The sequence below is a fragment of the Pseudomonas sp. NPDC088444 genome (assembly GCF_044900175.1).
Classification (GTDB): domain Bacteria; phylum Pseudomonadota; class Gammaproteobacteria; order Pseudomonadales; family Pseudomonadaceae; genus Aquipseudomonas.
The window spans coordinates 617,541-643,440 of sequence record NZ_JBJDNK010000001.1 but is presented as its reverse complement, the minus strand read 5'-3'; the positions used below and the strand labels follow the sequence as shown (position 1 = coordinate 643,440).

The 25,900-nt window shown below is 59.3% G+C and carries 18 protein-coding genes and 1 pseudogene; 12 read left to right on the top strand and 7 right to left on the bottom strand.

Features of this window, described 5'->3' with window-relative positions:
- Positions 1-3 precede the first annotated feature (3 nt).
- Both ACI2KB_RS03160 and ACI2KB_RS03155 read right to left on the bottom strand, forming a co-directional pair.
- Entirely contained in the window at positions 4-963 is a 960-nt protein-coding gene (locus tag ACI2KB_RS03160) for an AAA family ATPase (protein WP_404631271.1), read from the bottom strand.
- A gap of 274 nt (positions 964-1,237) precedes the next feature.
- Positions 1,238-1,597: a hypothetical protein gene (locus ACI2KB_RS03155; protein ID WP_404631269.1), complete on the bottom strand. Its 360-nt coding sequence runs from the start codon at positions 1,595-1,597 to the stop codon at positions 1,238-1,240.
- Here ACI2KB_RS03155 and ACI2KB_RS03150 point away from each other — a divergent pair.
- The 6 genes and pseudogenes from ACI2KB_RS03150 (at position 1,572) to ACI2KB_RS03125 (ending at position 13,126) form a co-directional block, all read left to right on the top strand.
- Positions 1,572-1,889 carry a hypothetical protein gene (locus tag ACI2KB_RS03150; RefSeq protein WP_404631267.1) on the top strand — a complete coding sequence of 106 codons (318 nt, stop codon included), beginning with the start codon at positions 1,572-1,574 and terminating at the stop codon, positions 1,887-1,889. The genes ACI2KB_RS03155 and ACI2KB_RS03150 overlap by 26 nt on opposite strands.
- Positions 1,890-2,067: 178 nt before the next feature.
- Positions 2,068-6,924, top strand: coding sequence for an NAD-glutamate dehydrogenase (locus ACI2KB_RS03145; RefSeq protein WP_404631265.1), 4,857 nt, complete (start codon positions 2,068-2,070; stop codon positions 6,922-6,924).
- Between the two features lie 274 nt (positions 6,925-7,198).
- Positions 7,199-11,515: an RHS repeat-associated core domain-containing protein gene (locus ACI2KB_RS03140; protein ID WP_404631263.1), complete on the top strand. Its 4,317-nt coding sequence runs from the start codon at positions 7,199-7,201 to the stop codon at positions 11,513-11,515.
- Positions 11,496-11,903 (top strand): hypothetical protein, encoded by a 408-nt coding sequence (locus ACI2KB_RS03135; protein WP_404631261.1) that lies wholly within the window; start codon positions 11,496-11,498, stop codon positions 11,901-11,903. Before ACI2KB_RS03140 ends, ACI2KB_RS03135 begins: the two co-directional genes overlap by 20 nt.
- A gap of 101 nt (positions 11,904-12,004) precedes the next feature.
- A pseudogene (locus ACI2KB_RS03130) lies at positions 12,005-12,199 on the top strand (RHS repeat-associated core domain-containing protein); the annotation flags it as partial.
- A gap of 327 nt (positions 12,200-12,526) precedes the next feature.
- A complete protein-coding gene (locus ACI2KB_RS03125; RefSeq protein ID WP_404631259.1) occupies positions 12,527-13,126 on the top strand; it encodes a hypothetical protein in 600 nt (199 codons plus the stop codon).
- Between the two features lie 99 nt (positions 13,127-13,225).
- On the opposite strand, the gene acnB is transcribed toward ACI2KB_RS03125, so the two are convergent.
- Positions 13,226-15,826, bottom strand: coding sequence for a bifunctional aconitate hydratase 2/2-methylisocitrate dehydratase (acnB, locus tag ACI2KB_RS03120; protein WP_404631257.1), 2,601 nt, complete (start codon positions 15,824-15,826; stop codon positions 13,226-13,228).
- Between the two features lie 396 nt (positions 15,827-16,222).
- Here acnB and ACI2KB_RS03115 point away from each other — a divergent pair, with 396 nt between their 5' ends.
- The gene (locus ACI2KB_RS03115) at positions 16,223-16,690 is read left to right on the top strand and encodes a DUF1289 domain-containing protein (RefSeq protein WP_404631255.1); all 468 of its coding nucleotides are present in this window, start codon (positions 16,223-16,225) and stop codon (positions 16,688-16,690) included.
- Positions 16,691-16,875: 185 nt separating this feature from the next.
- On the opposite strand, the gene ACI2KB_RS03110 is transcribed toward ACI2KB_RS03115, so the two are convergent.
- Entirely contained in the window at positions 16,876-17,751 is an 876-nt protein-coding gene (locus tag ACI2KB_RS03110; RefSeq protein WP_404631253.1) for a universal stress protein, read from the bottom strand.
- Between the two features lie 201 nt (positions 17,752-17,952).
- Between ACI2KB_RS03110 and ACI2KB_RS03105 the strand changes: the two genes are divergently transcribed.
- On the top strand, positions 17,953-18,552 hold the full coding sequence (locus tag ACI2KB_RS03105) for a tRNA-(ms[2]io[6]A)-hydroxylase (RefSeq protein WP_404631735.1): 600 nt from the start codon (positions 17,953-17,955) through the stop codon (positions 18,550-18,552).
- A gap of 51 nt (positions 18,553-18,603) precedes the next feature.
- On the opposite strand, the gene ACI2KB_RS03100 is transcribed toward ACI2KB_RS03105, so the two are convergent.
- Positions 18,604-19,275: a class I SAM-dependent methyltransferase gene (locus tag ACI2KB_RS03100; protein WP_404631251.1), complete on the bottom strand. Its 672-nt coding sequence runs from the start codon at positions 19,273-19,275 to the stop codon at positions 18,604-18,606.
- A gap of 258 nt (positions 19,276-19,533) precedes the next feature.
- Between ACI2KB_RS03100 and ACI2KB_RS03095 the strand changes: the two genes are divergently transcribed.
- The 4 genes from ACI2KB_RS03095 (at position 19,534) to ACI2KB_RS03080 (ending at position 24,350) form a co-directional block, all read left to right on the top strand.
- Positions 19,534-20,007 carry a MarR family winged helix-turn-helix transcriptional regulator gene (locus ACI2KB_RS03095; protein ID WP_404631249.1) on the top strand — a complete coding sequence of 158 codons (474 nt, stop codon included), beginning with the start codon at positions 19,534-19,536 and terminating at the stop codon, positions 20,005-20,007.
- Positions 20,004-21,500, top strand: a complete 1,497-nt coding sequence (locus ACI2KB_RS03090; protein ID WP_404631247.1) for an efflux transporter outer membrane subunit — start codon at positions 20,004-20,006, stop codon at positions 21,498-21,500. The genes ACI2KB_RS03095 and ACI2KB_RS03090 overlap by 4 nt, the downstream gene beginning before the upstream one ends.
- Before the next feature lie 10 nt (positions 21,501-21,510).
- Positions 21,511-22,749 carry an HlyD family efflux transporter periplasmic adaptor subunit gene (locus ACI2KB_RS03085; RefSeq protein WP_404631245.1) on the top strand — a complete coding sequence of 413 codons (1,239 nt, stop codon included), beginning with the start codon at positions 21,511-21,513 and terminating at the stop codon, positions 22,747-22,749.
- Positions 22,750-22,817: 68 nt separating this feature from the next.
- Positions 22,818-24,350, top strand: coding sequence for a DHA2 family efflux MFS transporter permease subunit (locus ACI2KB_RS03080; RefSeq protein ID WP_404631243.1), 1,533 nt, complete (start codon positions 22,818-22,820; stop codon positions 24,348-24,350).
- Positions 24,351-24,404: 54 nt separating this feature from the next.
- Here ACI2KB_RS03080 and lpxH read toward each other — a convergent pair whose 3' ends face one another.
- Together lpxH and ACI2KB_RS03070 are read right to left on the bottom strand one after the other, a co-directional pair.
- Positions 24,405-25,169, bottom strand: coding sequence for a UDP-2,3-diacylglucosamine diphosphatase (lpxH, locus tag ACI2KB_RS03075; RefSeq protein WP_404631241.1), 765 nt, complete (start codon positions 25,167-25,169; stop codon positions 24,405-24,407).
- Positions 25,166-25,669 carry a peptidylprolyl isomerase gene (locus ACI2KB_RS03070; RefSeq protein ID WP_404631239.1) on the bottom strand — a complete coding sequence of 168 codons (504 nt, stop codon included), beginning with the start codon at positions 25,667-25,669 and terminating at the stop codon, positions 25,166-25,168. The genes lpxH and ACI2KB_RS03070 overlap by 4 nt, the downstream gene beginning before the upstream one ends.
- Positions 25,670-25,900: the final 231 nt, after the last annotated feature.

Here is a 25,900-nt window from a genome sequence, read left to right as displayed (position 1 = left end):
GGGTCAGGCGACGGCGACGACGTCAAGAATGCGCTGGATGACGCGGTCCTGATCGATGCCCGCCGCCTCTGCCTCGAACGACAGAATGATGCGGTGGCGCAGCACGTCGAAGACCATCGCCTGAATGTCTTCGGGGCTGACGAAGTCACGACCGGCCAGCCACGCATGGGCGCGGGCGCAGCGGTCCAGGGAAATCGAGCCGCGAGGGCTGGCGCCGTAGCCGATCCACTCGGCCAGCTCGGCGTCGAACTTGGCCGGGGTGCGGGTGGCCATGACCAGTTGCACGAGGTATTCCTCCACCGCATCGGCCATGTACAGCCCGAGGATTTCCTTGCGCGCGGCGAAAATGGCTTGCTGGCTGACGCGACGGTCCGGCTTGGCTTCGCCGTGCAGTGCTTCACCACGGGCCTGTTGCAGAATCTTGCGTTCGACCGTGGCGTCCGGGAAGCCGATCTTCACGTGCATCAGGAAACGGTCAAGCTGGGCTTCGGGCAGCGGGTAGGTGCCTTCCTGTTCGATAGGGTTCTGGGTCGCCATCACCAGAAACAGCGGCGACAGGTCGTAGGTGCTGCGGCCGACGCTGACCTGTCGTTCGGCCATGGCTTCCAGTAACGCCGATTGCACCTTGGCAGGCGCCCGGTTGATTTCGTCCGCCAGCACCAGGTTGTGGAAGATCGGCCCCTGCTGGAAGACGAAGCTGCCGGTTTCCGGACGATAGATCTCGGTACCGGTGATGTCGGCGGGCAGCAGGTCGGGGGTGAACTGGATGCGGTGGAACTGTGCTTCGATGCCTTCGGCCAGCTCCTTGATCGCTTTGGTCTTGGCCAGACCGGGAGCGCCTTCGACCAGCATGTGGCCGTCGGCGAGCAGCGCGATCAACAGGCGCTCGACCAGCTTCTCCTGCCCCAGAATCTGAGTGGAGAGAAAGGTTCGCAGCGCGATCAACGCTTCACGATGTTCCATCGGTGACGGTTCCTGACAGGGTAGGCAGCGGCGCCAAAACGGCTTCGAAGCTGGGGGCGTTACTTTAATCCATCCGAGGGGGTGGCGACTAACGGAGGAAGGGGTTTTTTCAGGGTTTGTCGATGTTTGCGGGGTAAAAACGAGAAGTGTCTGACAGGTTGCGAGAAATCCTGTCGTCTGAGGACTGTCATCCCGTAGCTGCACGGCTTGCCGGCGGTAGCGGTTTCAATGCCGCCACTGCCGGCAAGCCGTGCTGCTGCAGCGTGACGAGTGATCAGCTCAGTTCGCTGGTGTACGTCCCCACGTCTTTGAGCAGGATCTTCAAGGTGGCGTCAAGCTCGGTCAGTTCCTCGGCGGGCGTGCTGTGGGTGATTTCAAAGGTGTGCTCGCCGCCGAAGGGCTTGGCGTCGACGGCATCGATTTCGACGATCAATTGCACCGGTGTGAGGGTCACTTTCAGGTTGGCATCGACGTGAATGGTGTCGTCGCGAAAGGTGATGTCGACTTCATCTTCGTCCGGAAAGCGCCCCAGCAGGAACAGGTCGCCGTTGATGGCATGGCAACAGGCCAGCGCCATGTCATCTTCTTCCTCGTCGCAGGGGTTGTAGATGAAGCTGTCGGTGGTCATGTGCATGGCGGCATTCCTGTGGTTCGGTTCGGGACAAGGCCAAATTTTGCCAGTGTTTGGGGGGATTTGCCTGCCTTGGTTGGTTCGGGGCTCTTGTTTTGATGTCCGCGATAGCCCCGAAGGGCATCAAAATGATTATTCCTGTTCGGCATGGGCTATGCCGGTTCGCATGGCGATGTCCGAATATGTCGCAGGCCTGCAAGCAGCGCCGGGCTTGCTCTCGTTAAGCTTTCCGGCAGATGAACGAAGCCGGTTTGGGCGCAAGCCCCTCGCTCGTCATTCGGCTCGAATGATGTGACGACGCACACACGACGAGCGTTAGTACTAACGCATGTGGTCACGTACTGCGCCTTGTCACGATCTGCCGACTATCATCGAACAGGCGCACACCTGGCAGACACCCCTCACACATGCAGGCACGACCCCGAAACACGCATCTCTCCTATATAAAAGCCAAGCCAAGCGGAGTACCACAGATGGCGTTCTTCACCGCAGCCAGCAAGCCCGACTTCCAGCACCAACTGCGATCGGCACTGGCCCAGCACATCAGCGAACAGGCACTGCCACAAGTGGCGCTGTTCGCCGATCAATTCTTCGGCATCATTTCCCTCGATGAACTGACCCAGCGCAGGCTGTCCGACCTTGCCGGTTGCACCTTGTCAGCCTGGCGTCTGCTCGAACGTTTCGAACATGGCGCCCCGCAAGTCCGCGTCTACAACCCTGATTACGAGCGTCATGGCTGGCAATCCACCCATACGGCCGTTGAGGTGTTGCACCACGATTTGCCGTTTCTGGTGGACTCGGTCCGCACCGAGCTGAACCGCCGCGGCTACAGCATCCACACGCTGCAAACCACCGTGTTGAGTGTGCGCCGTGATGAAAAGGGCAACCTCGTCGAACTGCTGCCCAAAGGCACGACGGGCGAGGGTGTGCTGCAAGAATCGCTGATGTATCTGGAGATCGACCGCACTGCCAACGCCGCCGAGCTGAACGTGCTGGCCCGTGAGCTGGAGCAGGTGCTGGGCGAAGTGCGCGTTGCGGTGGAAGACTTCGAACCGATGAAAGCCAAGCTGCACGAGCTGCTGGCCGGTATCGATGCCATCGAATACGCCGTGGACCCGGACGAAAAGGCTGAAGTGAAGGTGTTCCTGGAGTGGCTGGTGAACAACCACTTTACCTTCCTTGGCTACGAAGAATTTACCGTCGACGGCGGCAGCGAAGGCGGCCAGTTGACCTACGATCCGTCGTCGTTCCTGGGCCTGACCAAACTGCTGCGCGCAGGCCTGACCCCGGAAGACCTGCACATCGAAGGCTATGCGGTGAATTATCTGCATGAGCCGACCCTGTTGTCGTTCGCCAAGGCTGCCGCGCCTAGCCGCGTGCATCGCCCGGCGTACCCGGATTACGTGTCGATCCGCCAGATCGATGCCAGCGGCAAGGTCATCAAGGAATGCCGCTTCATGGGCCTGTACACCTCGTCGGTGTATGGCGAGAGCGTGCGCAATATCCCTTACATTCGTCGCAAGGTTGCCGAAGTTGAGCGCCGTTCGGGCTTCGATTCCAAGGCCCATCTGGGCAAGGAACTGGCGCAGGTGGTCGAAGTGCTGCCCCGCGATGACCTGTTCCAGACCCCGGTGGACGAGCTGTTCAGCACCGTCATGTCCATCGTGCAGATTCAGGAACGCAACAAGATCCGCGTGTTCCTGCGCAAAGACCCCTATGGCCGTTTCTGCTACTGCCTGGCCTACGTGCCGCGTGACGTCTATTCCACCGAAACCCGGCAGAAAATCCAGCAAGTGCTGATGGAGCGTCTGAAGGCCAGCGACTGCGAATTCTGGACCTTCTTCTCCGAGTCGGTGCTGGCCCGTGTGCAGTTGATCCTGCGCGTGGACCCGAAAGTCACCCTCGACATCGACCCTCAGCAACTGGAAAACGAAGTCATCCAGGCCTGCCGTTCGTGGAAGGACGATTACGCCAGTCTGGTCGTCGAAAGCTTTGGCGAAGCCCAGGGCACCAACGTCCTGGCGGACTTCCCTAAAGGCTTCCCCGCCGGTTACCGCGAGCGCTTTGCCGCGCACTCGGCCGTGGTCGACATGCAGCACCTGCTGAACCTGACCGACGCCAAGCCGCTGGTCATGAGCTTCTACCAGCCGTTGTCGGGGGACAAGGCGCAGTTGCACTGCAAGCTGTACCACGCCGACACCCCGCTGGCACTGTCGGACGTGCTGCCAATTCTGGAAAACCTCGGCCTTCGCGTGCTGGGTGAATTCCCGTACCGCCTGCGTCACACCAATGGCCGCGAGTTCTGGATACACGACTTCGCCTTCACCTATGCCGAAGGTCTGAATCTGGACCTGCAACAGCTCAATGACACGCTGCAGGACGCCTTTGTCCACATTGTGCGTGGCGAGGCCGAGAACGACGCATTCAACCGTCTGGTGCTCACCGCTGGCCTGCCATGGCGTGATGTGGCGCTGCTGCGCGCCTACGCCCGTTACCTGAAACAGATTCGTCTGGGCTTCGATCTGGGCTACATCGCCAGTACCCTGAACAACCACGCCGATATCGCTCGCGAACTGACCCGTCTGTTCAAGACCCGTTTCTACTTGGCGCGCAAGCTCTCCGGTGGTGATCTGGACGACATGCAACAGCGTCTGGAACAGGCGATTCTCTCGGCGCTGGACGACGTTCAGGTGCTCAACGAAGACCGCATCCTGCGTCGCTACCTTGACCTGATCAAGGCGACCATGCGCACCAACTTCTACCAGACCGACGCCAACGGCCAGAACAAGAGCTACTTCAGCTTTAAGTTCAACCCGCGTCTGATCCCTGAACTGCCAAAGCCGGTGCCGAAGTTCGAAATCTTTGTCTACTCGCCGCGCGTCGAAGGCGTTCACCTGCGTTTCGGCAACGTCGCGCGCGGCGGCCTGCGCTGGTCGGACCGCGAAGAAGACTTCCGTACCGAAGTGCTGGGGCTGGTGAAAGCCCAGCAGGTGAAGAACTCGGTCATCGTGCCGGTCGGTGCGAAGGGCGGCTTCCTGCCGCGTCGCCTGCCGACCACCGGCACCCGCGACGAGATTCAGGCCGAAGCGATCGCCTGCTACCGCATCTTCATTTCGGGCCTGCTGGACATTACCGACAACCTGAAAGAAGGCGCTCTGGTGCCACCGGCCAACGTCGTGCGTCACGACGACGATGACCCGTACCTGGTCGTCGCGGCGGACAAGGGCACTGCGACCTTCTCCGACATCGCCAACGGCATCGCCATTGATTACGGCTTCTGGTTGGGTGACGCCTTCGCTTCCGGTGGTTCGGCCGGTTACGACCACAAGAAAATGGGCATCACCGCCAAAGGCGCGTGGGTCGGCGTACAGCGCCACTTCCGCGAGCGCGGCATCAACGTTCAGCAAGACAGCGTCACCGTGATCGGCGTCGGCGACATGGCCGGTGACGTGTTCGGTAACGGTTTGCTGATGTCCGACAAGCTGCAATTGGTGGCGGCGTTCAACCACCTGCACATCTTCATCGACCCGAATCCGGATCCGGCCACCAGCTTCGCCGAACGCAAGCGTCTGTTCGACCTGCCGCGTTCGGCCTGGACCGACTACGACACCAGCCTCATGTCCGAAGGCGGCGGCATCTTCCCGCGCAGCCTGAAGAGCATCACCATCACCCCGCAGATGAAGGCGCGCTTTGACATCACCGCCGACAAGCTGACCCCGACCGAGCTGATGCACGCGCTGCTCAAGGCGCCGGTGGACCTGCTGTGGAACGGCGGCATCGGCACCTACGTCAAGGCCAGCTCCGAGAGCCACGCTGACGTGGGCGACAAGGCCAACGACGCCCTGCGCGTCAACGGCAACCAGTTGCGCTGCAAAGTGGTGGGCGAGGGCGGTAACCTGGGTATGACCCAACTGGGCCGCGTTGAATTCGGCCTGCTGGGTGGCGCGACCAACACCGACTTCATCGACAACGCCGGTGGTGTGGACTGCTCCGACCACGAAGTGAACATCAAGATCCTGCTCAACGAAGTGGTGCAGGCCGGTGACATGACCGAGAAGCAGCGCAATCTGTTGCTCGAAAGCATGACCGACGACGTGGGCAATCTGGTCCTCGGCAACAACTACAAGCAGACCCAGGCCCTGTCGCTGGCGGCCCGTCGCGCTTACGAGCGCATTGCTGAATACAAGCGCCTGATGAACGACCTGGAATCCCGTGGCAAGCTGGACCGCGCCATCGAATTCCTGCCTGCCGAAGATCAACTGGCCGAACGCATCGCCGAGGAGAAAGGCCTGACCCGCGCCGAGCTGTCGGTGCTGATCTCCTACAGCAAGATCGACCTCAAGGAAGCGCTGCTCGAATCCCGCGTGCCGGATGACGACTACCTGGCTCGCGACATGGAAACCGCGTTCCCGCCATCGCTGGCGTCGAAGTTCTCCGACTCCATGCGTCGCCACCGTTTGAAGCGTGAAATCGTCAGCACCCAGATCGCCAATGACCTGGTCAACCACATGGGCATCACCTTCGTGCAGCGGCTCAAAGAGTCAACCGGCATGAGCGCAGCCAACGTGGCCGGTGCCTACGTGATCGTGCGGGACATCTTCCACCTGCCGCACTGGTTCCGTCAGATCGAGGCGCTGGACTACAAGGTCCCGGCCGAAATCCAGTTGGCCTTGATGGACGAACTGATGCGTCTGGGGCGCCGTGCCACCCGCTGGTTCCTGCGCAGCCGTCGCAACGAACTGGACGCGGCACGTGACGTCGCCCACTTCGGTCCGCACCTGGCGGCATTGGGTCTGAAACTGGACGAACTGCTGGAAGGCCCGCCGCGTGAAGCCTGGCAGGCGCGCTATCAGGAATACGTTGCCGCTGGTGTGCCTGAATTGCTGGCACGCATGGTCGCGGGTACCGCGCACCTGTACACGCTGTTGCCGATCATCGAAGCGTCCGACGTCACTGGCCAGAACGCGGCTGACGTGGCCAAGGTCTACTTCGCCGTCGGCAGCTCGCTGGACGTGACCTGGTACCTGCAACAGATCAGCGCCTTGCCGGTGGAAAACAACTGGCAGGCTCTGGCTCGCGAAGCGTTCCGCGACGACATCGACTGGCAGCAACGGGCGATCACAGTGTCCGTTCTGCAAATGCCGAACGGTCCTGCGGACGTCGAAGAGCGCCTGAACCTGTGGCTGGAGCAGCACATGCCAATGGTCGAGCGCTGGCGCGCCATGCTGGTCGAGTTGCGTGCGGCAAGTGGTCATGACTACGCGATGTACGCGGTGGCCAACCGTGAATTGCTGGATCTGGCCATGAGTGGGCAGACTGTGGTGGTTTGAGCTTCTAGCCATGAGTGTTAAGCGGTAAGAAAAAGCCCCGGTCTTCTAGGAGAACCGGGGCTTTTTTGTGGGGTTGGCTCAACACCAAAGACCCGACAGGGCATCCACGTAGCGTTCTCACGTCATCCACATTCCCCTCCGAAGTAAGACTCAAAACCAAGCCCCTGTAGTCCCTTTCCGAAAATCCCGTACCCCTCTCTTTTTGTGTTTCAGCGCTCAGACAACCGCGCATTAACCCCCTAAATTCCGCGCTTTTCTCAGCGCGGATCACGGAATGCCTGACGCCCATTGGGCCGCCCGTCAGGGTGATGCCCTTGCTCATAGCTCGGTCATGGCCGATGTGTTCGGTGGCGCCCTTGAGGTGGTTGCCACCGTGGCCGCGGGTGCTGCGGTGACGGCAGCGGTCGTCGCGGCGGCTGGTGTCACGGTGGCTACCGGTGGCCTCGGCGCTTGTGTGTTGGGCGCGGTCGTTGGCGCAGCGGTGACGGTCGGCATGGAACTCACTGGCGCCGACGATGCCTTGAGCACGTTCTGTCACGACCTGGCTGGCGACCTCTTTCCGCCCACGGTGTGTGCGTACATCACCAGCGGCTCACCCGACGTGTTCATCAATGGTTTGCCCGCTGCACGCGCGGCGGGGTCGATCGCTCAGTCGCCGGTCGAGTTGCCGGATGACGAAGCCCCAGAGGGCACTTTTCTCGACATCGCCAAGGGCTTCTTCTCTGAGCTGTGGCGGCCCACGGTGGCGACGCCAGACCCACGCGCCATGCCGCAACCGCTGGATCGGATTCTGTGCGACAAGCACCCCGGCATGCCTGGGCAATACCTGGCTGAGGGTTCGAGCACGGTCTTCATCAATGGCCAGCCCGCCGTGCGTAGCGGTGATCGCAGTGCTTGCGATGCCGTCGTGGTGGCCTCGGGAAGTATTTCTCCGAATGTGCGAATCGGTGGCGGCAAAGCGGTCGTCAGGACCATTCGCAGCGGCAAGACACCGGGCGTCGGGCTGGCCATATCGGCGTTGCTGATGCTGCGTGGCGGTCCGGCGAAGTTTGTCAGCAACCTGCCGTGTCTGCTGTTAGGCGGCGCGAGCGCTTACGTTGCTGGTGCTGTCGGTGGCGCGTTGGCGCGGGCGGTTTCCGGCTCGCCGAATCCGGTGCATGCCGCGACGGGCGCGAAAGTGTTGGGCGGTGATGAGGATCTGGACTTTGTCCTTCCGGGCGTACTGCCGATCGAATGGCAGCGTTTCTACAGCAGTCGGGATGAGCGCCCGGACGGTCTGTTTGGCGTGGGCTGGAGCGTGCCGTTTGAGGTGTGCGTGCGCATCGACAGGCTTGCCGAGGGTGGCGAGCGGTTGATCTATATCGACGAACAGGCCCGACACATCGATATGGGATCAATTGCGCCGGGCAGCGCGGTGTTCAGTGCGGGTGAAGGGCTGACTGTCAAACGGCACACTGACGGGCGAGTGCTGATCGAGAGTGAAGAGGGCACGTACCGGCTGTTTGAGCCGACGCTATTGGGCGCGCCCTGTCTGCGACTCTCGCAACTGGGCGATCGCAACGACAACCGCATTCATCTGATCTACGACGCTGAAGGTCGCCTGTGCCGGTTGCACGATACGCTGGATGTCGTGCGTGTGGCGTTAGTGTACTCAGCACTCTGGCCGCGTCGGGTCGAACGGATCGAGCGTCTGTTTGACGATGACACTGCTGAGACGATGGCGCGTTATACCTATGACGATTCAGGCCAACTGACCGAGGTATACGATGCCCTCGGCAAGCTTCAGCGTCAGTTCGCTTACCACCTCTCACTGCGGATGGCCGAACACCGGCTCCCCACGGGGCTGCGCTGCTTCTACGAGTGGACGCTGATCGACGAACGCGAATGGCGAGTGGTCCGACACTGGACCGATGACGGCAGCGAATATCGCTTCGAATACGATCTCACCGCAGGTATCACGACCGTCGTCGATGGATTGAATCGCCGCAGCACCCGGTGTTGGAATGCTCAGCACCAGATCACTGAATACACCGACAACCTTGGTCATCTCTGGCAATTCTCGTGGAACGACGAGCGCCAGTTGTGCGGCGCGATTGACCCTGATGGCGGAACCTGGACATTCGCTTACGACGAAGCGGGAAATCTCTGTTCGACTGAAGACCCGCTTGGCCGTATCGACTCCACATTGTGGCTGGAGCATTGGTCGCTGCCGAAGGTGGAAACCGATGCGGCAGGTAATGGCTGGCAGTACCGCTATGACGCGCGGGGCAACCGTACCCATGAAGTCGATCCGCTGGGCCATGTCACACGCTATCGATTTGACGAACGGGGGCGGGTCGTCGAAGTCATCGATGCCACTGGCAACGGTAGAACGCTCAGTTGGGACGCGTTCGGCCAACTCACGACCGATACGGACTGCTCGGGCTATTCAGCCCGTTTCACTTATGATCGACGAGGATTTCTGCAACGCTCCTTCGATGCCAAGGGGGAGCAAGTCGATTACCAACACGACGCCTTGGGGCGGCTATCGCAACGTGAAGGCCCTGAAAAGCGTGTGGAGCGCTTTCTGCATGATGACAGCGGTCTGCTCGTTGGCTACGTCAGCGCTGCCGAGGAAATTACCCGTTACGCCTATGACCCGCGCGGTCGACTGTGTCAACGCACCGACCCGCACCACCGAAAGGTCGAGGCCAGCTACGACCCTTACGACCGCCTGCAAACGCTGACCAACGAAAACGGGGAGTCTTATCGATTTGGCTGGGATGCTGCAGACCGACTGTCGGTGCAGCAGAACCTGGACGGCAGTCAGTGGCGTTATCAGTACGATGCGCTGGGTAACGCGATCTATGCCGACCAGTTGGCGGGTAACGAAGCGATTGTCCATCGGTTCGAGCGCGATGCCGTCGGGCGCCTGATCGCCAAGGTGACCGACGACGGCCGCACCGTTTACGACTACGACCTGCTCGACAACCTGATCGGCATCACCTTCACCGGGCTGGGCGGTGAACGACAGGTCGTTAGTTTTACCTACGATGCCCTCGGCCAGATGATCAGCGAAACGACGTCATCCGGTACGCTCAATCACCGCTACGACGAACTCGGCAACCTGACCCAGACGCAACTGCCGGACGGTCGTTGGCTGAATCGGCTGTACTACGGCAGCGGCCACCTGCACCAGATCAACCTTGATGGCCACGTTATCAGCGACTTTGAGCGTGACCGTCTGCATCGTGAGGTTTTGCGCACACAAGGGCAGCACGAAACCCGCAGCGAGTACGATCGTCATCGGCGCTTGAGCGCCCGGGAGCGCATGGGGCGCCGCGCATTTGCCGAACTGCCGGTACGCAGCGTCAGAACCTACGAATACGACCTGACCGACAACCTCATCGCCCGCGTCCACTCGCTTTCCCCGGGAGAACACCGCACCCAGTTGGGTTACGACTCCACCCATCGAGTCACGTTGGCCCAAAGCAACATGAACGGGCTGGTGGAGCGTTTCGCCTATGACCCGGCTGCCAACCTCCTGAGTGGCCCGCAAACCCCAGGGCGTCACGTCGTTCATAACAAACTGCTGAATTTTCAAGACAAACACTACCGTTACGACAGCTTCGGCCGCTTGAGCGAAAAACGCAGTGATCGACGAGGGCGACAGCGCTTCGCCTACGATGCCGAAAGCCGCCTGATCGAAGTCCGGAACCCTGAAGGTCATGTCATACGCATGACCTACGACCCGCTCGGACGCCGAGTTGGCAAAACCCTCTACCACCCCGACGGCCATATCCTCTGCGACACCACATTCGCCTGGGATGGCTTGCGCCTGCTGCGGGAAGAACAAAACGGCTTCCCGACCCTCTACCTCTACGCCGATCACGGCTACGAGCCTCTGGCCCGAATCGACGGCCGAGACGACCAGCAGAGAATCCGCTACTACCACAACGACTCCAGCGGCGTGCCCGAACAGCTCACCGAAGCCGACGGTTACCTCATCTGGCAAACCCGGTATGAAGTCTGGGGCAACACCGTTGGAGAAGACCGCGAGCGCTACTTCGTCGAAAACCAGAACCTGCGCTTCCAAGGCCAATACCTTGATCGCGAGACGGGACTGCACTACAACACCTTCAGGTACTACGACCCCGACATAGGCCGCTTCACCACCCCGGATCCGATTGGGCTAGCGGGTGGGCTGAATTTATATCAGTACGCGCCGAATCCGATTGGGTGGGTGGATCCTTGGGGGTGGAGTTGTACTCCCAACAAGAAAAGTTCGTACCAGGGGGCTAGTCGGAGAGATGCGTTTAGGCAGGCGCGTCTGGATGCAGGCGTCCCTTTGAGTCAACAGCCTTACGCGGTTTCAAAACCCTATCTGGAAGATGGATATGGTGGGTATGTCTATAAGGATTACAAAAAGATTCAGACTCGCAGTTATCATTTCATGACTAACGATGGAAAGAAATTGATAATCCAAGATCATAGCTATGGTCATGTTAAAGCGATGCCTAAGCACGGGGCAGAGCCGCATTTTAATGTTAGACCGATTGATAAGCCACAAAATGGATCAGTTGAGGGTACTTATGGGCACTATAACCACTGAGGTTAAAGAAATGGAGTTTGTAGATTGTGTTGACAATAACATCTTTCTAAAATCAATTTTTCCCTCAGGGGTTGGCGATGTATTAGTTGGTCAGTTTGGACTGGATCAGGGGCAGTTTTCACTGAATATTCATGTTTTCAAAAAACCTTTTAAAGAAGTTGCAAAGTGGGGTGTTTGGGGAGTTAATTACGATGCGATAGTGATTAAGCTGTTGGGCGCTGGGGTGTCAGACATAAAGATTGATAATTGGAATGGCTTTGTTCCTGCTCCACTAAAATGTTGGGTGAGAGGGAATAGATTGTTTTTGAGTTGCCAGACCGAGGAACAAGTGTTCGAGATATCGTGTTTTGGTTTGGCTTTTCAATCGGGAAGTACCTATATCAATTAGTTTTACGGTTTTGTTGTCGTGGTCTGCACGGTATTTTGAATAAGCGTTTTAGATTAGTGAGGCGCTTAGAGTGATACTGTATCCACGAGTTCCATGTCGTCGAGAACCAAAACCTGCGCTTCCAAGGCCAATACCTTGATCGCGAGACGGGACTGCACTACAACACCTTCAGGTACTACGACCCCGACATAGGCCGCTTCATCACCCCGGATCCGATTGGGCTGGCGGGTGGGCTGAATTTATATCAGTACGCGCCGAATCCGATTGGGTGGGTGGATCCTTGGGGGTGGAGTTGCACCGTCGTCAAAGCGCGCACACGTCGACACGCTTACTCATTGGCAAAAGAGCACGCACAAGTACCCAGGCTTTCCAGAGGTGGGCAAAACATTGAAATTGAGAGGCTGAATTCGTCGAGCAGGGGACAGAACTGAACGGAAATGAAGAAGAGCGGAGCACAATCGCTAGGCAGAGAACGTAAGGAGGGCAGGGAGCAGTATTTCGAACACCCGGATGGACACCCTGACGCGGGTATGCCCGGAGTTCCGAAGCATCATGAGTCAGGGCACATACATGCGGTCAATGCTAAGGGTGAGAAGATTGTGTTTACGTGGTAGGGAGGCGTGATGGAGCAGATAATAGAGTTTCCAATAGCGTACGAGGATATGTTCAACGGTGCGGCAGTGGCTAGAGAGGGCTACTGTATATGTTATCAACATGGGGTTGATAATTTTGGGTATGGACCATATGGCTTCGATACGAAAAAAGCGAGTGTCTGGCTGAAGCAAACGTTTCCAGCACTCGTATATTGGCAGTCTGATCGCCAAGAATTTATAGATGTAGATGTGCCGGTTGGGCGAGGCCTTTATCTTCTTAAGGATCAACCCTATGTGAGAAAGACGAGTCAAGAACTGGCAGCTTACAAAAGAGAGCAGAAACGAAGAGCACTGAGGTTAAGGTACAAAGGGGAACTGGAGGACAGTGGTAATGGGCCAATTCCTGCCATTTTGATGGTCTCAGGCGAGCGTCTATTTCCGACTGATTTTTTAGCCGTTTTACTGGAAGAAATGTGTTCTTTTTTTATCTATTATTCATTGATCCCTTACACGGGGCAGACAATCGTATCGTTTGATTTTGCGATGCGTGAAAAGATGAAGGAAACTGCGGCAGTTGAAGGGACTTTATACCAGAGAATCGGATCGATTGACCAAGTTAAACCGTGGTGAGCCGAGTCTAAAACGGCCATGGGGCTGGAAACTTAAAGTGGTTTTAATTCTTCAATAAAAAACCCCGCCGAAGCGGGGTTCTTTCAAAGCATCAAAACCTTACGCCTGAACCACCGGAATCTTGGCGTTAGCCGCCGATTCACGGAATTCAGCGATCTGGTCGAAGCTCAGGTAGCGGTAGACATCGGCCGACATGCTGTCGATCTTGCCTGCGTACTCCATGTACTCCTCGACGGTCGGCAGGCGACCCAGGATCGATGCAACGGACGCCAGCTCAGCCGAGGCCAGGTAGACGTTCGCGCCGTCGCCCAGACGGTTCGGGAAGTTACGGGTCGAGGTCGAAACCACGGTCGCGTTCGGGTTCACACGTGCCTGGTTACCCATGCACAGCGAGCAGCCCGGCATTTCCATGCGTGCGCCAGCCTTGCCGTAGATGCCGTAGTAGCCTTCTTCGGTCAGTTGGTGAGCGTCCATTTTGGTCGGCGGCGACAGCCACAGACGGGTTGGCAGTTGACCTTTGACCTGATCCAGCAACTTACCGGCAGCGCGGAAGTGACCGATGTTGGTCATGCACGAACCGATGAACACTTCGTCGATCTTCTCGCCAGCGACGCTGGACAGCAGACGGGCGTCGTCCGGGTCGTTCGGCGCGCAGAGCACAGGCTCTTTGACGTCGGCCAGGTCGATTTCGATGACTTCGGCGTACTCGGCGTCCTTGTCGGCTTCCAGCAGCTCTGGATTGGCAATCCAGGCTTCCATCGCCTTGGCGCGACGCTCCAGGGTGCGTGGGTCGCCGTAGCCTTCCGCGATCATCCAGCGCAGCAGGGTGATGTTGGAGTTCAGGTATTCGGCGATCGACTCTTTCGACAGCTTGATGGTGCAACCGGCCGCCGAGCGTTCTGCCGAGGCGTCGGACAGTTCGAAGGCTTGTTCGACGGTCAGGGTTTCCAGACCTTCGATTTCCAGGATGCGGCCGGAGAAGGCGTTTTTCTTGCCTTTCTTCTCGACGGTCAGCAGGCCTTTCTGGATCGCGTAGTAAGGGATGGCATGAACCAGGTCACGCAGGGTGACGCCCGGTTGCAGCTTGCCTTTGAAACGGACCAAGATCGATTCCGGCATGTCCAGCGGCATGACGCCAGTGGCTGCTGCGAACGCGACCAGACCGGAACCGGCCGGGAACGAGATGCCGATCGGGAAACGGGTGTGGGAGTCACCACCGGTGCCGACGGTGTCCGGCAGCAGCATGCGGTTCAGCCAACTGTGGATGATGCCGTCGCCCGGACGCAGCGAAACGCCGCCACGGGTCATGATGAAGTCAGGCAGGGTGTGGTGAGTCTTGACGTCGATCGGCTTTGGATAAGCGGCGGTATGGCAGAAGGACTGCATCACCAGATCGGCGGAGAAGCCCAGGCACGCCAGGTCTTTCAGTTCGTCACGGGTCATTGGACCGGTGGTGTCCTGAGAACCGACGGTGGTCATCTTCGGTTCGCAGTAGGTGCCCGGACGGATGCCGTCGGTGCCACAGGCCTTGCCGACCATCTTCTGCGCCAGAGTGAAGCCCTTGGTGCTGGCGGCTGGCGCTTCAGGGGTCTTGAACAGGGTCGAAGGCGGCAGGCCCAGCTCGGCGCGCGCCTTGCCGGTCAGACCACGGCCCACGATCAGCGGGATACGGCCGCCAGCGCGGACTTCATCCAGCAGAACCGGGGTTTTCAGTTCGAAAGTGGTGATCACTTCGTCGCTGTCGTGTTTGCACACTTTGCCTTCGTACGGGTAAACGTCGATGACGTCGCCCATGTTGATGTTCGAAACATCGAATTCGATGGGCAGAGCGCCGGCGTCTTCCATGGTGTTGTAGAAGATCGGAGCGATCTTGCTGCCGAAGCAGAAGCCGCCGCCGCGCTTGTTCGGCACGTAAGGGATGTCGTCACCGAAGAACCACAGCACCGAGTTGGTGGCGGATTTACGCGAGGAACCGGTACCGACCACGTCACCGACGTAGGCGATAGGGAAGCCCTGGCCGCGCATTTCTTCGATTTGCTTCATCGGGCCGATGGAGCCTTGTACGTCAGGGACGATGCCGTCACGGGCCATTTTCAGCATGGCCAGGGCGTGCAGCGGGATGTCCGGACGGGACCAGGCGTCAGGCGCAGGCGACAGGTCGTCGGTGTTGGTTTCGCCGGTCACCTTGAAGACGCGGAGGCTGATCTTGTCGGCCAGGGTCGGACGCTTCTGGAACCACTCGCCGTCAGCCCAGGATTGCAGCACGCCTTTGGCATGTGCATTGCCGTTTTTGGCTTTTTCAGCGACGTCGTGGAAGGCATCGAACATCAGCAGGGTGTGCTTCAGTTGTTCTGCGGCTACCGGGGCCAGCTCGGCGTCGTCCAGCAGGTCAACCATGGTCACGATGTTGTAGCCGCCCTGCATGGTGCCGAGCAGTTCTACCGCGCGTTTTTTGTCCAGCAGTGGGGAGGAGACTTCGCCCTTGGCCAGAGCGGACAGGAAACCGGCCTTGACGTAGGCAGCTTCGTCAACGCCTGGCGGAACGCGATTGGTGATCAGGTCAAGCAGGACAGCTTCTTCGCCAGCCGGTGGGTTTTTCAGCAGCTCGACCAGGCCTGCGGTTTGTTCGGCGTTAAGCGGCTGGGGCACGATACCCTGGGCGGCACGCTCTTCGATGTGTTTACGGTAGGCTTCAAGCACAGTATTACCCTCATCAGTGGTCCCAATATGGGTGTCCGGGACGCTCATCCAGAGAAAGTCCGCATCCGTGCCCCTTAAAGACTTCTTGGGTCTTTGGGCAGCACGCTGACGATCTCCAACAGAAGCTGTTTTCAAAGTTTTACGCCTGCATGAGCGGTTCTTGAGGGGGGGACGCAGGGCGAACCTGCGTCGTAGAACCGTACTGCCGGGTAGACCTACTGTGCTCGTGACGCTTTGAAAACAGCTTCCAACGGACATTGGCGCCTTAAAAGGCCCGGTGATTCTACGGCAAAAAATGGCGAAAGGTAAGTTAGCCCCTACATCTTCAGGGGTGTACCCCGTTAGACAAAGGGCTAACATGCAGGCCTGTTTTGTCTGTTGCCGTGTCTTTGCGCCATGCCCAATCAAGTGATCAAGACGCCCTGCGTGGGCCTGTGCTCCACCGTTTACGGGGACCTCGTGTGCCGTGGCTGCAAGCGTTTTCACCATGAAGTGATCCACTGGAACGGTTACAACGAGGATGAAAAGCGCGCGGTCTGGTTGCGTCTTGAGCATTTGTTGGTGCAGGTGATGGCGGCGAAAGTCGAGGTATTCGACCCGGCCCTGCTGCGCCAGCAACTGGAGCAGCGCAAGATTCGTTTCGTGCCACAGCAGTCGCAATATTGCTGGGCCTATCAATTGATCGCCCGAGGGGCGCGGGTGATCAATAACGTTGAGGCCTACGGGATGGTGCTGCTGCCGGAGTTCCGTGATTGGACACTCCCCGACCTGCGCGATGCCATTGATCGGGAGTTTTTCCTGTTGTCGGAGGCGCATTACGAGCGTTACATCGCGCCGGGATTCCTGAAAGACGCGATGGGTTGAGCTAGAACGCGATTAATCCTGTGGGATGCCCCACCGCACCGGCACCGCGCTGTCGTGCAGCAAACACACAACCCTGTGGGAGCGAACTTATTCACGAGAGGCCGGTACATCCGACGCATTTCCGGCAGCCTCACCACCGCATCGCGAATGAATTCGCTCCCACAAAAAAGCCAGCGTGCGGTGCTTCACGCCCGTGCCAAATGCTCTTCCAGATGCGCCAGCGCCTCTTCGCTTTTCAGCACCAGCACATCACTTTCCAGCGAGTCGAGCACCACTTCGGCGGTGTTGCCGATCAATGCCCCCGAAATCCCGGTTCTCCCCACCGTTCCAATAACCGTCACGGCTGCTTGCAGATGGTGGGCGGTGAACGGAATCAACACATCCGCTGGCCCTTCGGCGATGTGCAGGTGGGTGTCGTCGATATTGAACTCGGTCTGAAACGCCTTGCACTGCTCGCGGTATCTCCCTTCGATGGTGGACGACAATTGGTACACCGGATCCGCCGCCGACAGCATGGGGGAGGGGTGGGCGGTGATGACATGCAGCTCGCCTTTGGCCACATCAGCAATGTTGAAGCCATGCTTCACGATGCTGTAGTGCAGGGCTGTGTGTTCGCCATCCGGGTTGCCGACGTCGACGGCCGCCAGAATCGCGCCGCCTTTCCAGGGCCGGTCGGTTTTCACCATTAACACAGGGCATGGGCAGTAACGCAGGAGTTTCCAGTCAGCGGGTGTCAGCAGGGCTTTTTTCAGGGCGCTGTCGGGGAAATGCTGCTTGATGACCAGATCGGCGCCCTGAGCCTGTTGGACCTTGACGATGGTTTGATGGGTGCTGTCTTGCCAGTCCTGTTCGGCAGTGACGGCGAAGTCTTCCGCCTGCAAGTCATGTTTGAGGGTGGTCAGCAGCTCGGAATGATCCGCTTTACGGTCGCAGATCAGAAGATGCAGAGCCGCGCCGGTGGCATTGGCGATCAGGCATGCCCGCCGCATGGCCAGGCTTTCCACCTGATCGGTTTCGGCACTGGGTTCGATGACGACCAGAATCCTGCGAATCGATGACATGAGCGGATCTCCCTGCAAAGCGGCATGAAAGCTTCGACCATCGACGGTTGTTGAGTGTTCGCTGTTTAACTATAGATGGCCTCTGTTGAACGTCGCGTTGATCGGCGTCAGCGGTTTTACGCGTCGAGAGACTGGCCCTGCGCCGACAGGCCCGTATAATGCTGCGCCTTGCCTATCAGCCAGTTGTGACCCCTCATGCAGATGTATCCAGAAGTCGACGCTTTCCTGCTTTGCCCCACACCCGACAGTTGGGTCAAGGCTGCCCTGCAGAATCTGGACATTCTGCTGATCGATCACGCCAACAATGAAAAGAAAGCCGCAGGTGCGGCGTTTCAGTTCATGTTCCAGTACAACGACAAGTTCGACCTGCAAGCCAAGATGTCACGTCTGGCCCGTGAAGAATTGCGTCATTTCGAGCAAGTGATCAGCATCATCAAGAAGCGTGGCATTCCCATGGCCAACATCAGTTCGGCCCGCTATGCCGGGGCGCTGCGCAAACTCGTACGCAATCACAACCCCTATCGCCTGACCGATGCGCTGATCGTCGGAGCAATCGTCGAGGCCCGATCCTGCGAGCGTTTTGCAGCGCTGGTGCCGCATCTGGACGCTGATTTGTCGAAGTTCTACGCCAGCCTGCTCAAGTCCGAAGCGCGGCACTTTCAGGATTACCTCAAACTCGCCTACCTCTACGGTGAGGAGGCCGACGTTGACGCCAAGATCGAAGAAATTCGTCTGGCCGAGCGTGAACTGATCGAAAGCCCCGATGAAGACTTCCGTTTTCACAGCGGTGTGCCAGCCTGACACCGATGTGCTACGCCCGATGGCGGGGCGTAGCACATCCGGGAACGCTGTTCAGCGAACGCGCTGAATCACGTAGCTGTTTTCGAAACCCCGCACACAGCCCTGCACGTGAAAGTCCTTGAAATAGCCGGTGGCCCGTAGCAAGTCGACGGCGGGGCCGACCTCCGGCGAGTGCAGGTAATCGGCATAGTCGTCGAACACGATGAACCCGCCGGGTACCACGCTTGGCGAATACAGCAGGAAGTCCAGCAGCACATTGCGCCCGGCGTGACCGCCGTCGATGTGCAGCAGCGCCACCTTGGGGTTCAGGTGGTAGAAACGCTCGGCACACAGTTCCGAGTAGCCCCGCAAAATATGCGCATTGGGCAGCATCGCATCCTTGTAGTGGCTGAACTCTTCGAACTGATTGGGCAATTCGAACGGATCGATCCCGATGACGCGGCGTTCCCGGTTGCAGACTTCGTTCATCAGCACCAGTGATTTGCCTTTCCAGACGCCAATCTCCACCACATCCCCCGGAACCCCTTCGATCAGGAGCGAGAGATAGCCCAGCAAGCGCACGTGATCGTGAAAGGACAGCTCGCGACGTGGCATTGCGCGCTCGGGAGGCAGTGTGGCCTGGGCTTGCTCGAAGTGGGCGCCGATCAGGTCCCAGACCTGTGCAACGCTGTCGTTCAATTCCGGGTTACTGATGAATTCGTTGAGGTCCTGAAGAGTAATCATCTGTCTCGACTGCTTCGGATGAGAGTGCAGACGTGCGCAAGGCACGCCGGAGAGCCAATGCGAATGGCTGACTGATGATAGGCGCCGGGTCTGGAAAGTAAAAGTACGGAAAACCCTGATGCCCTCCTGAGCCCACCCATCCGACGGAGACGTTCGACCGGAACTCTGCATCCTAAAAATTGTTTCATTGTGTGTTTGCTGCTTAGGCAGTAGTATCACCCTCAAATCACTGCCTAGGCAGATAATGGGTGACTATCAATGGCACATTTCACGCCTGAGACCTTTCAGAACAGCCTATTGGGCATGCTGATCGGTCGCGCGGATTTGCTCAAAAACCGCATTCTCGACAAACACTTGGTGCCCTATGACCTGACCGCTCAGCAGTTCAAAGTGCTGGTGATCGTGGCGCTTTATGGTGCAGAAACCCCGGCGGATCTCTGCCGTTCGCTGTGCCTGGACAGCGGTTCGATGACCCGCATGCTTGACCGGCTGGAGCAGAAGGACCTGCTGGTGCGCACCCGGTCCGAATCCGACCGTCGTCAGGTGCGGCTGGTGTTGACCGATTCGGGCAAGGCGCTTTCCGACCTGTTGCCGCAAATCGGCGCCAAGGCCATGAACGAAATGGTCGGCGTGCTGGAAGACGGCGAACTGGCCACGCTGGAGAAGCTGCTGACCAAAGTGCTGGTCGCGGCAGCCGATCCGATCACCCTTGCGCGGATTGCAGCCAAATGAACATTCCACTCAAACGCAGCACTGCCTTGCGCACGTCATTGAGCCTGGTGTTCGTCGCGTTGGTCATGGCCGGTTGCGCCAACTCCAAAGGTCTTAACACTGAAGCGGTCGGTATTGACGCCAACAGCCTGCAAGCCGGGCAAAGCCTGACCGGCGTGACCCTTTCGCCTGCGGCCTGGCCGAAGCGCGATTGGTGGACGAGCCTGGGCGATCCTCAACTCAACGGCCTGATCACCGAAGCCCTGCACGACAGTCCTGACATGCAGATCGCCGCTGCGCGGACCCATCAGGCCAGTGCCGCCGCTTATGCGGCTGACGCCGAGCGCATGCCGACTGTCGATGCCAACGCCAGCGTCAGCCGTTCGCGGCTGGCCAAGGATCAGGACCCACTGGGGCAGGGCGACCGTTACAGCACTCTGCGCAGCCTGGGCGCCAGCTTCAATTACACCTTCGACCTGTGGGGCGGCCAGCGGGCTGCCTGGGAAGCGGCGCTGGGTCAGGCTCGGGCGTACGAGGTCGACCAGCGTGCGGCGCAACTGACCCTCGCCGCCGACGTGGCGCGCGCTTACAGCGATCTCGGTCAGGCCTACATCGTGCGCGATCTGGCCGCCGAAGACCTGAAACGTACACGCCAATTGCTGGAACTGGGCGCCCGTCGTTTCAAATCCGGTATCGACAGCGAATACCAGTATCAGCAAACCGAGAGCCTGGAAGCCAGCTCCCGCGAGTCGCTGGTGGACGCCGACAAACGCCTGCGTAGTGCGAAGATTGCGCTGGCCGTATTGATGGGCAAAGGGCCGGATCGCGGCGAAGCGCTGGCGCGGCCTGAAGTGCTCAAACCCGCCGCAGTCGCGCTGCCATCGGTGGTGCCTGCCGAATTGCTCGGTCGCCGTCCGGATCTGGTAGCGGCGCGCTGGCGGGTCGAGGCTGCGAGCAAGAACATCGCGGCCAGCAAAACTACCTTCTACCCGAACCTGAATCTCAGTGCGTCGGCGGGTGTGGAGTCGTTGCTGGGCGATGCGATGTTTGGTTCGGCCAGCCGCTTCTTCAATGTGGCGCCGACCGTTTCGCTGCCGATTTTCGACGGCGGTCGTCGTCGCGCCGATCTCGATGCGCGGGATGCCGACTACGACCTCGCGGTCGCGCAGTACAACAAGAGCCTGGTCCGTGCCTTGGGCGATGTCAGCGACAACATCGGCCAGTTGCATTCGATCAGCGGCCAGATCGACGCCCGCCAACAGGCGACCGATGTCATTCAGAAGTCCTACAACACCGTGGTTCAGCGTTACTCGTCGGGGATCGGCAATTACCTCGACGTGCTGACGATCGAACAGCAATTGCTGCAGTCGCAACGCCAACTGGCTGATCTCAACACAGAACGCATCGATCTTTCGATCCAGTTGATGCAGGCCCTCGGGGGAGGCTTCGAAGAAAGCCCATCCGGCAAAAACGCCGCCCCGGCCGTCCCGTCAACTGCTTCGCTGACTCATTAAGGTACTCGTCATGGCCACTGCCACTACTCCTGAAAACACCGCTGCAAATGAGCCCAAAGATCAGAAGGGCGCCGCCCCCGGCCAGCCTCAAAAGAACCCACGCAAGCGCAAGCTGTTGATGTTCGGCTTGTTGATTATCGTGATCCTGGCCGGGATCGGGGTCTGGGGCTGGTATGAAGTCTACGGTCAGTGGAAGGAAAGCACCGACGACGCCTACGTCAATGGCAACGTGGTGGAGATCACTCCGCAAACCACGGGCACTGTCGTGAGCATTGGCGCCGATGATGGCGATCTGGTCCGTGAAGGCCAGGTGCTGGTGCAGTTCGACCCGAACGACGCCGAAGTGGCGTTGCAGAGTGCCGAGGCCAATCTGGGCAAAGTGGTGCGTCAGGTGCGCGGCTTGTACAGCAGCGTCGACGGCATCAAGGCGCAACTGGCTGCCCAGCGCGCTGAAGTGCAAAAGGCGCAGGACAACTATAACCGTCGTCGCAATCTCGCAGCAGGCGGGGCGATTTCTCAGGAAGAGCTGTCCCACGCCAAGGACGACCTGACCAGTGCTCAGAACGCCCTGAACAACATTCAGCAGCAACTGGCCACCAGCACAGCGTTGATCGACGACACCCAAGTCTCGTCGCATCCGGACGTGAAGGCTGCCGCCGCGCAATTGCGTCAGGCCTACCTGAACAGCGCCCGCAGCACCTTGATCGCGCCGGTCACAGGCTACGTCGCCAAGCGTACCGTGCAACTGGGCCAGCGCGTGCAGCCGGGCACTGCGTTGATGGCGGTGATTCCGCTGGACCAACTGTGGATCGATGCCAACTTCAAGGAAACCCAACTGGGCAAGATGCGCATCGGCCAGCCGGTGGACATCGAAGCGGATCTTTACGGCAGCGATGTGAAGTACAGCGGCACCGTCGACAGCGTCGGCGCCGGGACCGGCAGTGCGTTCGCGCTGCTGCCTGCGCAGAACGCCACGGGTAACTGGATCAAGATCGTCCAGCGTGTGCCGGTGCGGATTCACATCAACCCGGACGAACTGGCGAAGAACCCGCTGCGCATCGGCCTGTCGACTGTGGTCGATGTGAACCTGCACGACCAGAGCGGCCCGGTGCTGGCGCAACAGCCGCCCAAACAGGCCTCGTTCACCACCGACGTTTACGTTAAGCAACTGGCGGAAGCGGACACGCTGATCGCCCGTCTGATTCACGAAAACAGCGCGTCGGCTTCGGGCAAGACCGCCCAGCGCTGATTCGTCAGTCCCTACGATAAGCTCCGGCCTGCGGGCCGGGGCGTTCTTCGAGTGTCAAAGGATTCGCGATGAGTCAGAACGCTCCCGCTTCGTTCACGCCGCCCAGCCTGCTGCTGACCACCATCGGCCTGTCGCTGGCGACTTTCATGCAGGTGCTCGACACCACCATTGCCAACGTCGCGCTGCCGACCATTTCCGGCAATCTGGGGGTGAGTTCCGAGCAAGGTACGTGGGTCATCACCTCGTTTGCGGTGAGTAACGCCATCGCGTTGCCGCTGACTGGCTGGCTGAGCCGCCGGTTTGGTGAAGTGAAGCTCTTTATATGGGCCACGCTGTTGTTCGTGATGGCCTCGTTTCTGTGCGGTATTTCCACGTCGATGCCTGAGTTGGTGGGCTTTCGCGTGCTGCAGGGTGTGGTCGCCGGCCCGCTGTACCCGATGACCCAGACGCTGTTGATCGCGGTCTACCCCCCGGCGAAAAGGGGGATGGCACTGGCACTGCTGGCGATGGTGACGGTTGTCGCGCCGATTGCCGGGCCGATTCTCGGTGGCTGGATCACCGACAGTTACACCTGGCCGTGGATCTTCTTCATCAACGTGCCCATCGGCCTGTTCGCCGCGTTCGTGGTGCGCACGCAGATGGCGGCACGTCCCGTGACCACCAGTCGTCAGCCGATGGATTATATGGGCTTGATCACCTTGGTTATCGGTGTGGGCGCCTTGCAGATCGTGCTCGACAAGGGCAACGATCTGGACTGGTTCTCGTCGAACTTCATCATCGTCGGCACGGTGATTTCGGTGATCGGGCTGGCGGCGTTTGTGATTTGGGAGATGACTGACGCGCATCCGGTGGTCAACTTAAGGCTATTCAGCTTCCGCAATTTCCGGGTCGGGACGATTTGTCTGGTATTGGGTTATGCAGGCTTCTTCGGCATCAACCTGATTCTGCCGCAATGGTTACAGACCCAAATGGGCTATACGCCGACGTATGCGGGGTTGGCGGTGGCGCCGATTGGCATTCTGCCGGTGATCCTGTCACCGTTCGTGGGTAAATACGCACCCAAGTTCGACCTGCGCATGCTGGCCGGGTTGGCGTTTCTGGGCATTGGCATGAGCTGCTTCATGCGCTCGAACTTCACCAGCCAGGTAGATTTCGAACACATCGCGCTGGTGCAATTGTTCATGGGGGCGGGGATTGCGTTGTTCTTCATGCCGACGTTGAGCATTCTGCTTTCGGACTTGCCACCGTCGCAGATCGCCGACGGTTCAGGGCTGGCTACCTTCTTGCGTAACCTGGGCGGTAGCTTCGCCGCGTCGCTCACTACCTGGATCTGGATTCGCCGTGCCGAGATGCACCACGCCTACCTCAGCGAAAACGTGAACGTCTATGACTCGACCACGCGGCATGCCATCGAAACGTTAGGCGGCGCGAGCAATCAGACCTACGCCCAGCTCGATAGCATGGTCACCAGCCAGGCGTACATGATGTCCACTGTGGATTATTTCTACATGATGGGCTGGCTGTTCATGGCGCTGATTCTGATCATCTGGCTGGCCAAACCGCCGTTCGTGGCCAAGGCCGGGCCTGGGGCGGGGCATTGATCGCCGTTGGCTTAAGATTGTTGATGATTGTTCCCACGCTCCGCGTGGGAACAATCAAGGCGTCTGAGGGCTGTGCGGCAACGCCAACGGCTGCTCCGGCACAAACCCGAACGAGGTCAGTTCAAAGCCCTGTTCATCGACCTGCAACGCCCAGCCCTCGCGGTCCCAATCTCCCAATACGATGCGCTGCGCGGTGTCGTCGCCGATTTGCAGCTTGTGGATGGCGGGCCGGTGGGTGTGGCCGTGGATCAGGGTTTTGACCCCGAATTCGGACATGACCCGTGGCACTTCTTCAGGGGTGACATCAACGATGTCGTTGGCTTTCATGCGGGTCTGCGCGCGGCTTTCGTTGCGCAACTTGCGCGCCAGTTTATGGCGGGTGCTCAAGGGCAGGTGGCGCAGAACCCATAACGTCAGTGGATTGCGCAGATAGCGGCGCAAACGCATGTAGGCTTCGTCGCGGGTGCACAGGCTGTCTCCGTGCATCAACAACACGGGTTCACCATTGAAGTGCACGACACTCGGGTCGCGCAGCAGGGTGCAGCCCGCCGCCTTGCAAAAGGCTTTGCCAATCAAAAAGTCGCGATTGCCGTGCATCAGGAACACCTGCGTGCCGCTGTCGCTCAAGGCGCGCAGGGCTTCGCAGATCGAGCGCTGGAACGGCGACATCGCGTCATCGCCGATCCAGACCTCGAAAAAATCCCCGAGGATATACAGCGACTCGGCGCCACGCGCCCGGTCACTCAGCAGATCCAGAAACGCCCGGGTAATGTCCGGGCGTCCTTCTTCCAGATGCAGATCGGAGATCAGCAGTATCACTCAACGATCTCGGCTTTCTCGATGATCACGTCGTCAGCCGGTACGTCCTGGTGGCCCGCTTTGGAGGTGGTGGCGACGCCTTTGATCTTGTCGACCACGTCCGAACCTTCTACCACTTCGCCGAACACTGCGTAGCCCCAGCCTTGAACGGTCTTGGCGCTGTGGTTCAGGAAGCTGTTGTCGGCGACGTTGATGAAGAACTGCGCCGAGGCCGAATGCGGCTCCATGGTACGGGCCATGGCCACCGAGTACTTCTTGTTCGGCAGGCCGTTGTCGGCTTCGTTCTGGATGCTTGGGCGCTTGTCTTTCTTCTCTTTCATGCCTGGCTCGAAACCGCCGCCCTGGATCATGAAGTTGCCGATGACGCGGTGGAATACGGTGTTGCTGTAGTGGCCGGCTTTTACGTATTCGATGAAGTTGGCGACAGTGATAGGCGCTTTTTCAGCGTTCAGTTCCAGGACGATGTCACCGTGGTTGGTGGTCAGCTTTACTTTGGACATTGTTCGGTCGCTCTATTGAAATGCGTGGTTGGACGTGTCAATCGCACAGCCCAACACAGCACAGCGTAGTGGCTGGCTGCGGGGGCCATGGGTTCACCCAGGCGCGCAGTTTACAGAGGCCGGCCCTACAAACGAAAGTCACGATTGAGGTCGCTGCGCTGCGAGCGGTGTCACGGGGCTGAGTCAAGGGCTTTGGCGCATCTGGGCAGTTTTGTCACGCCACGCTGTCAG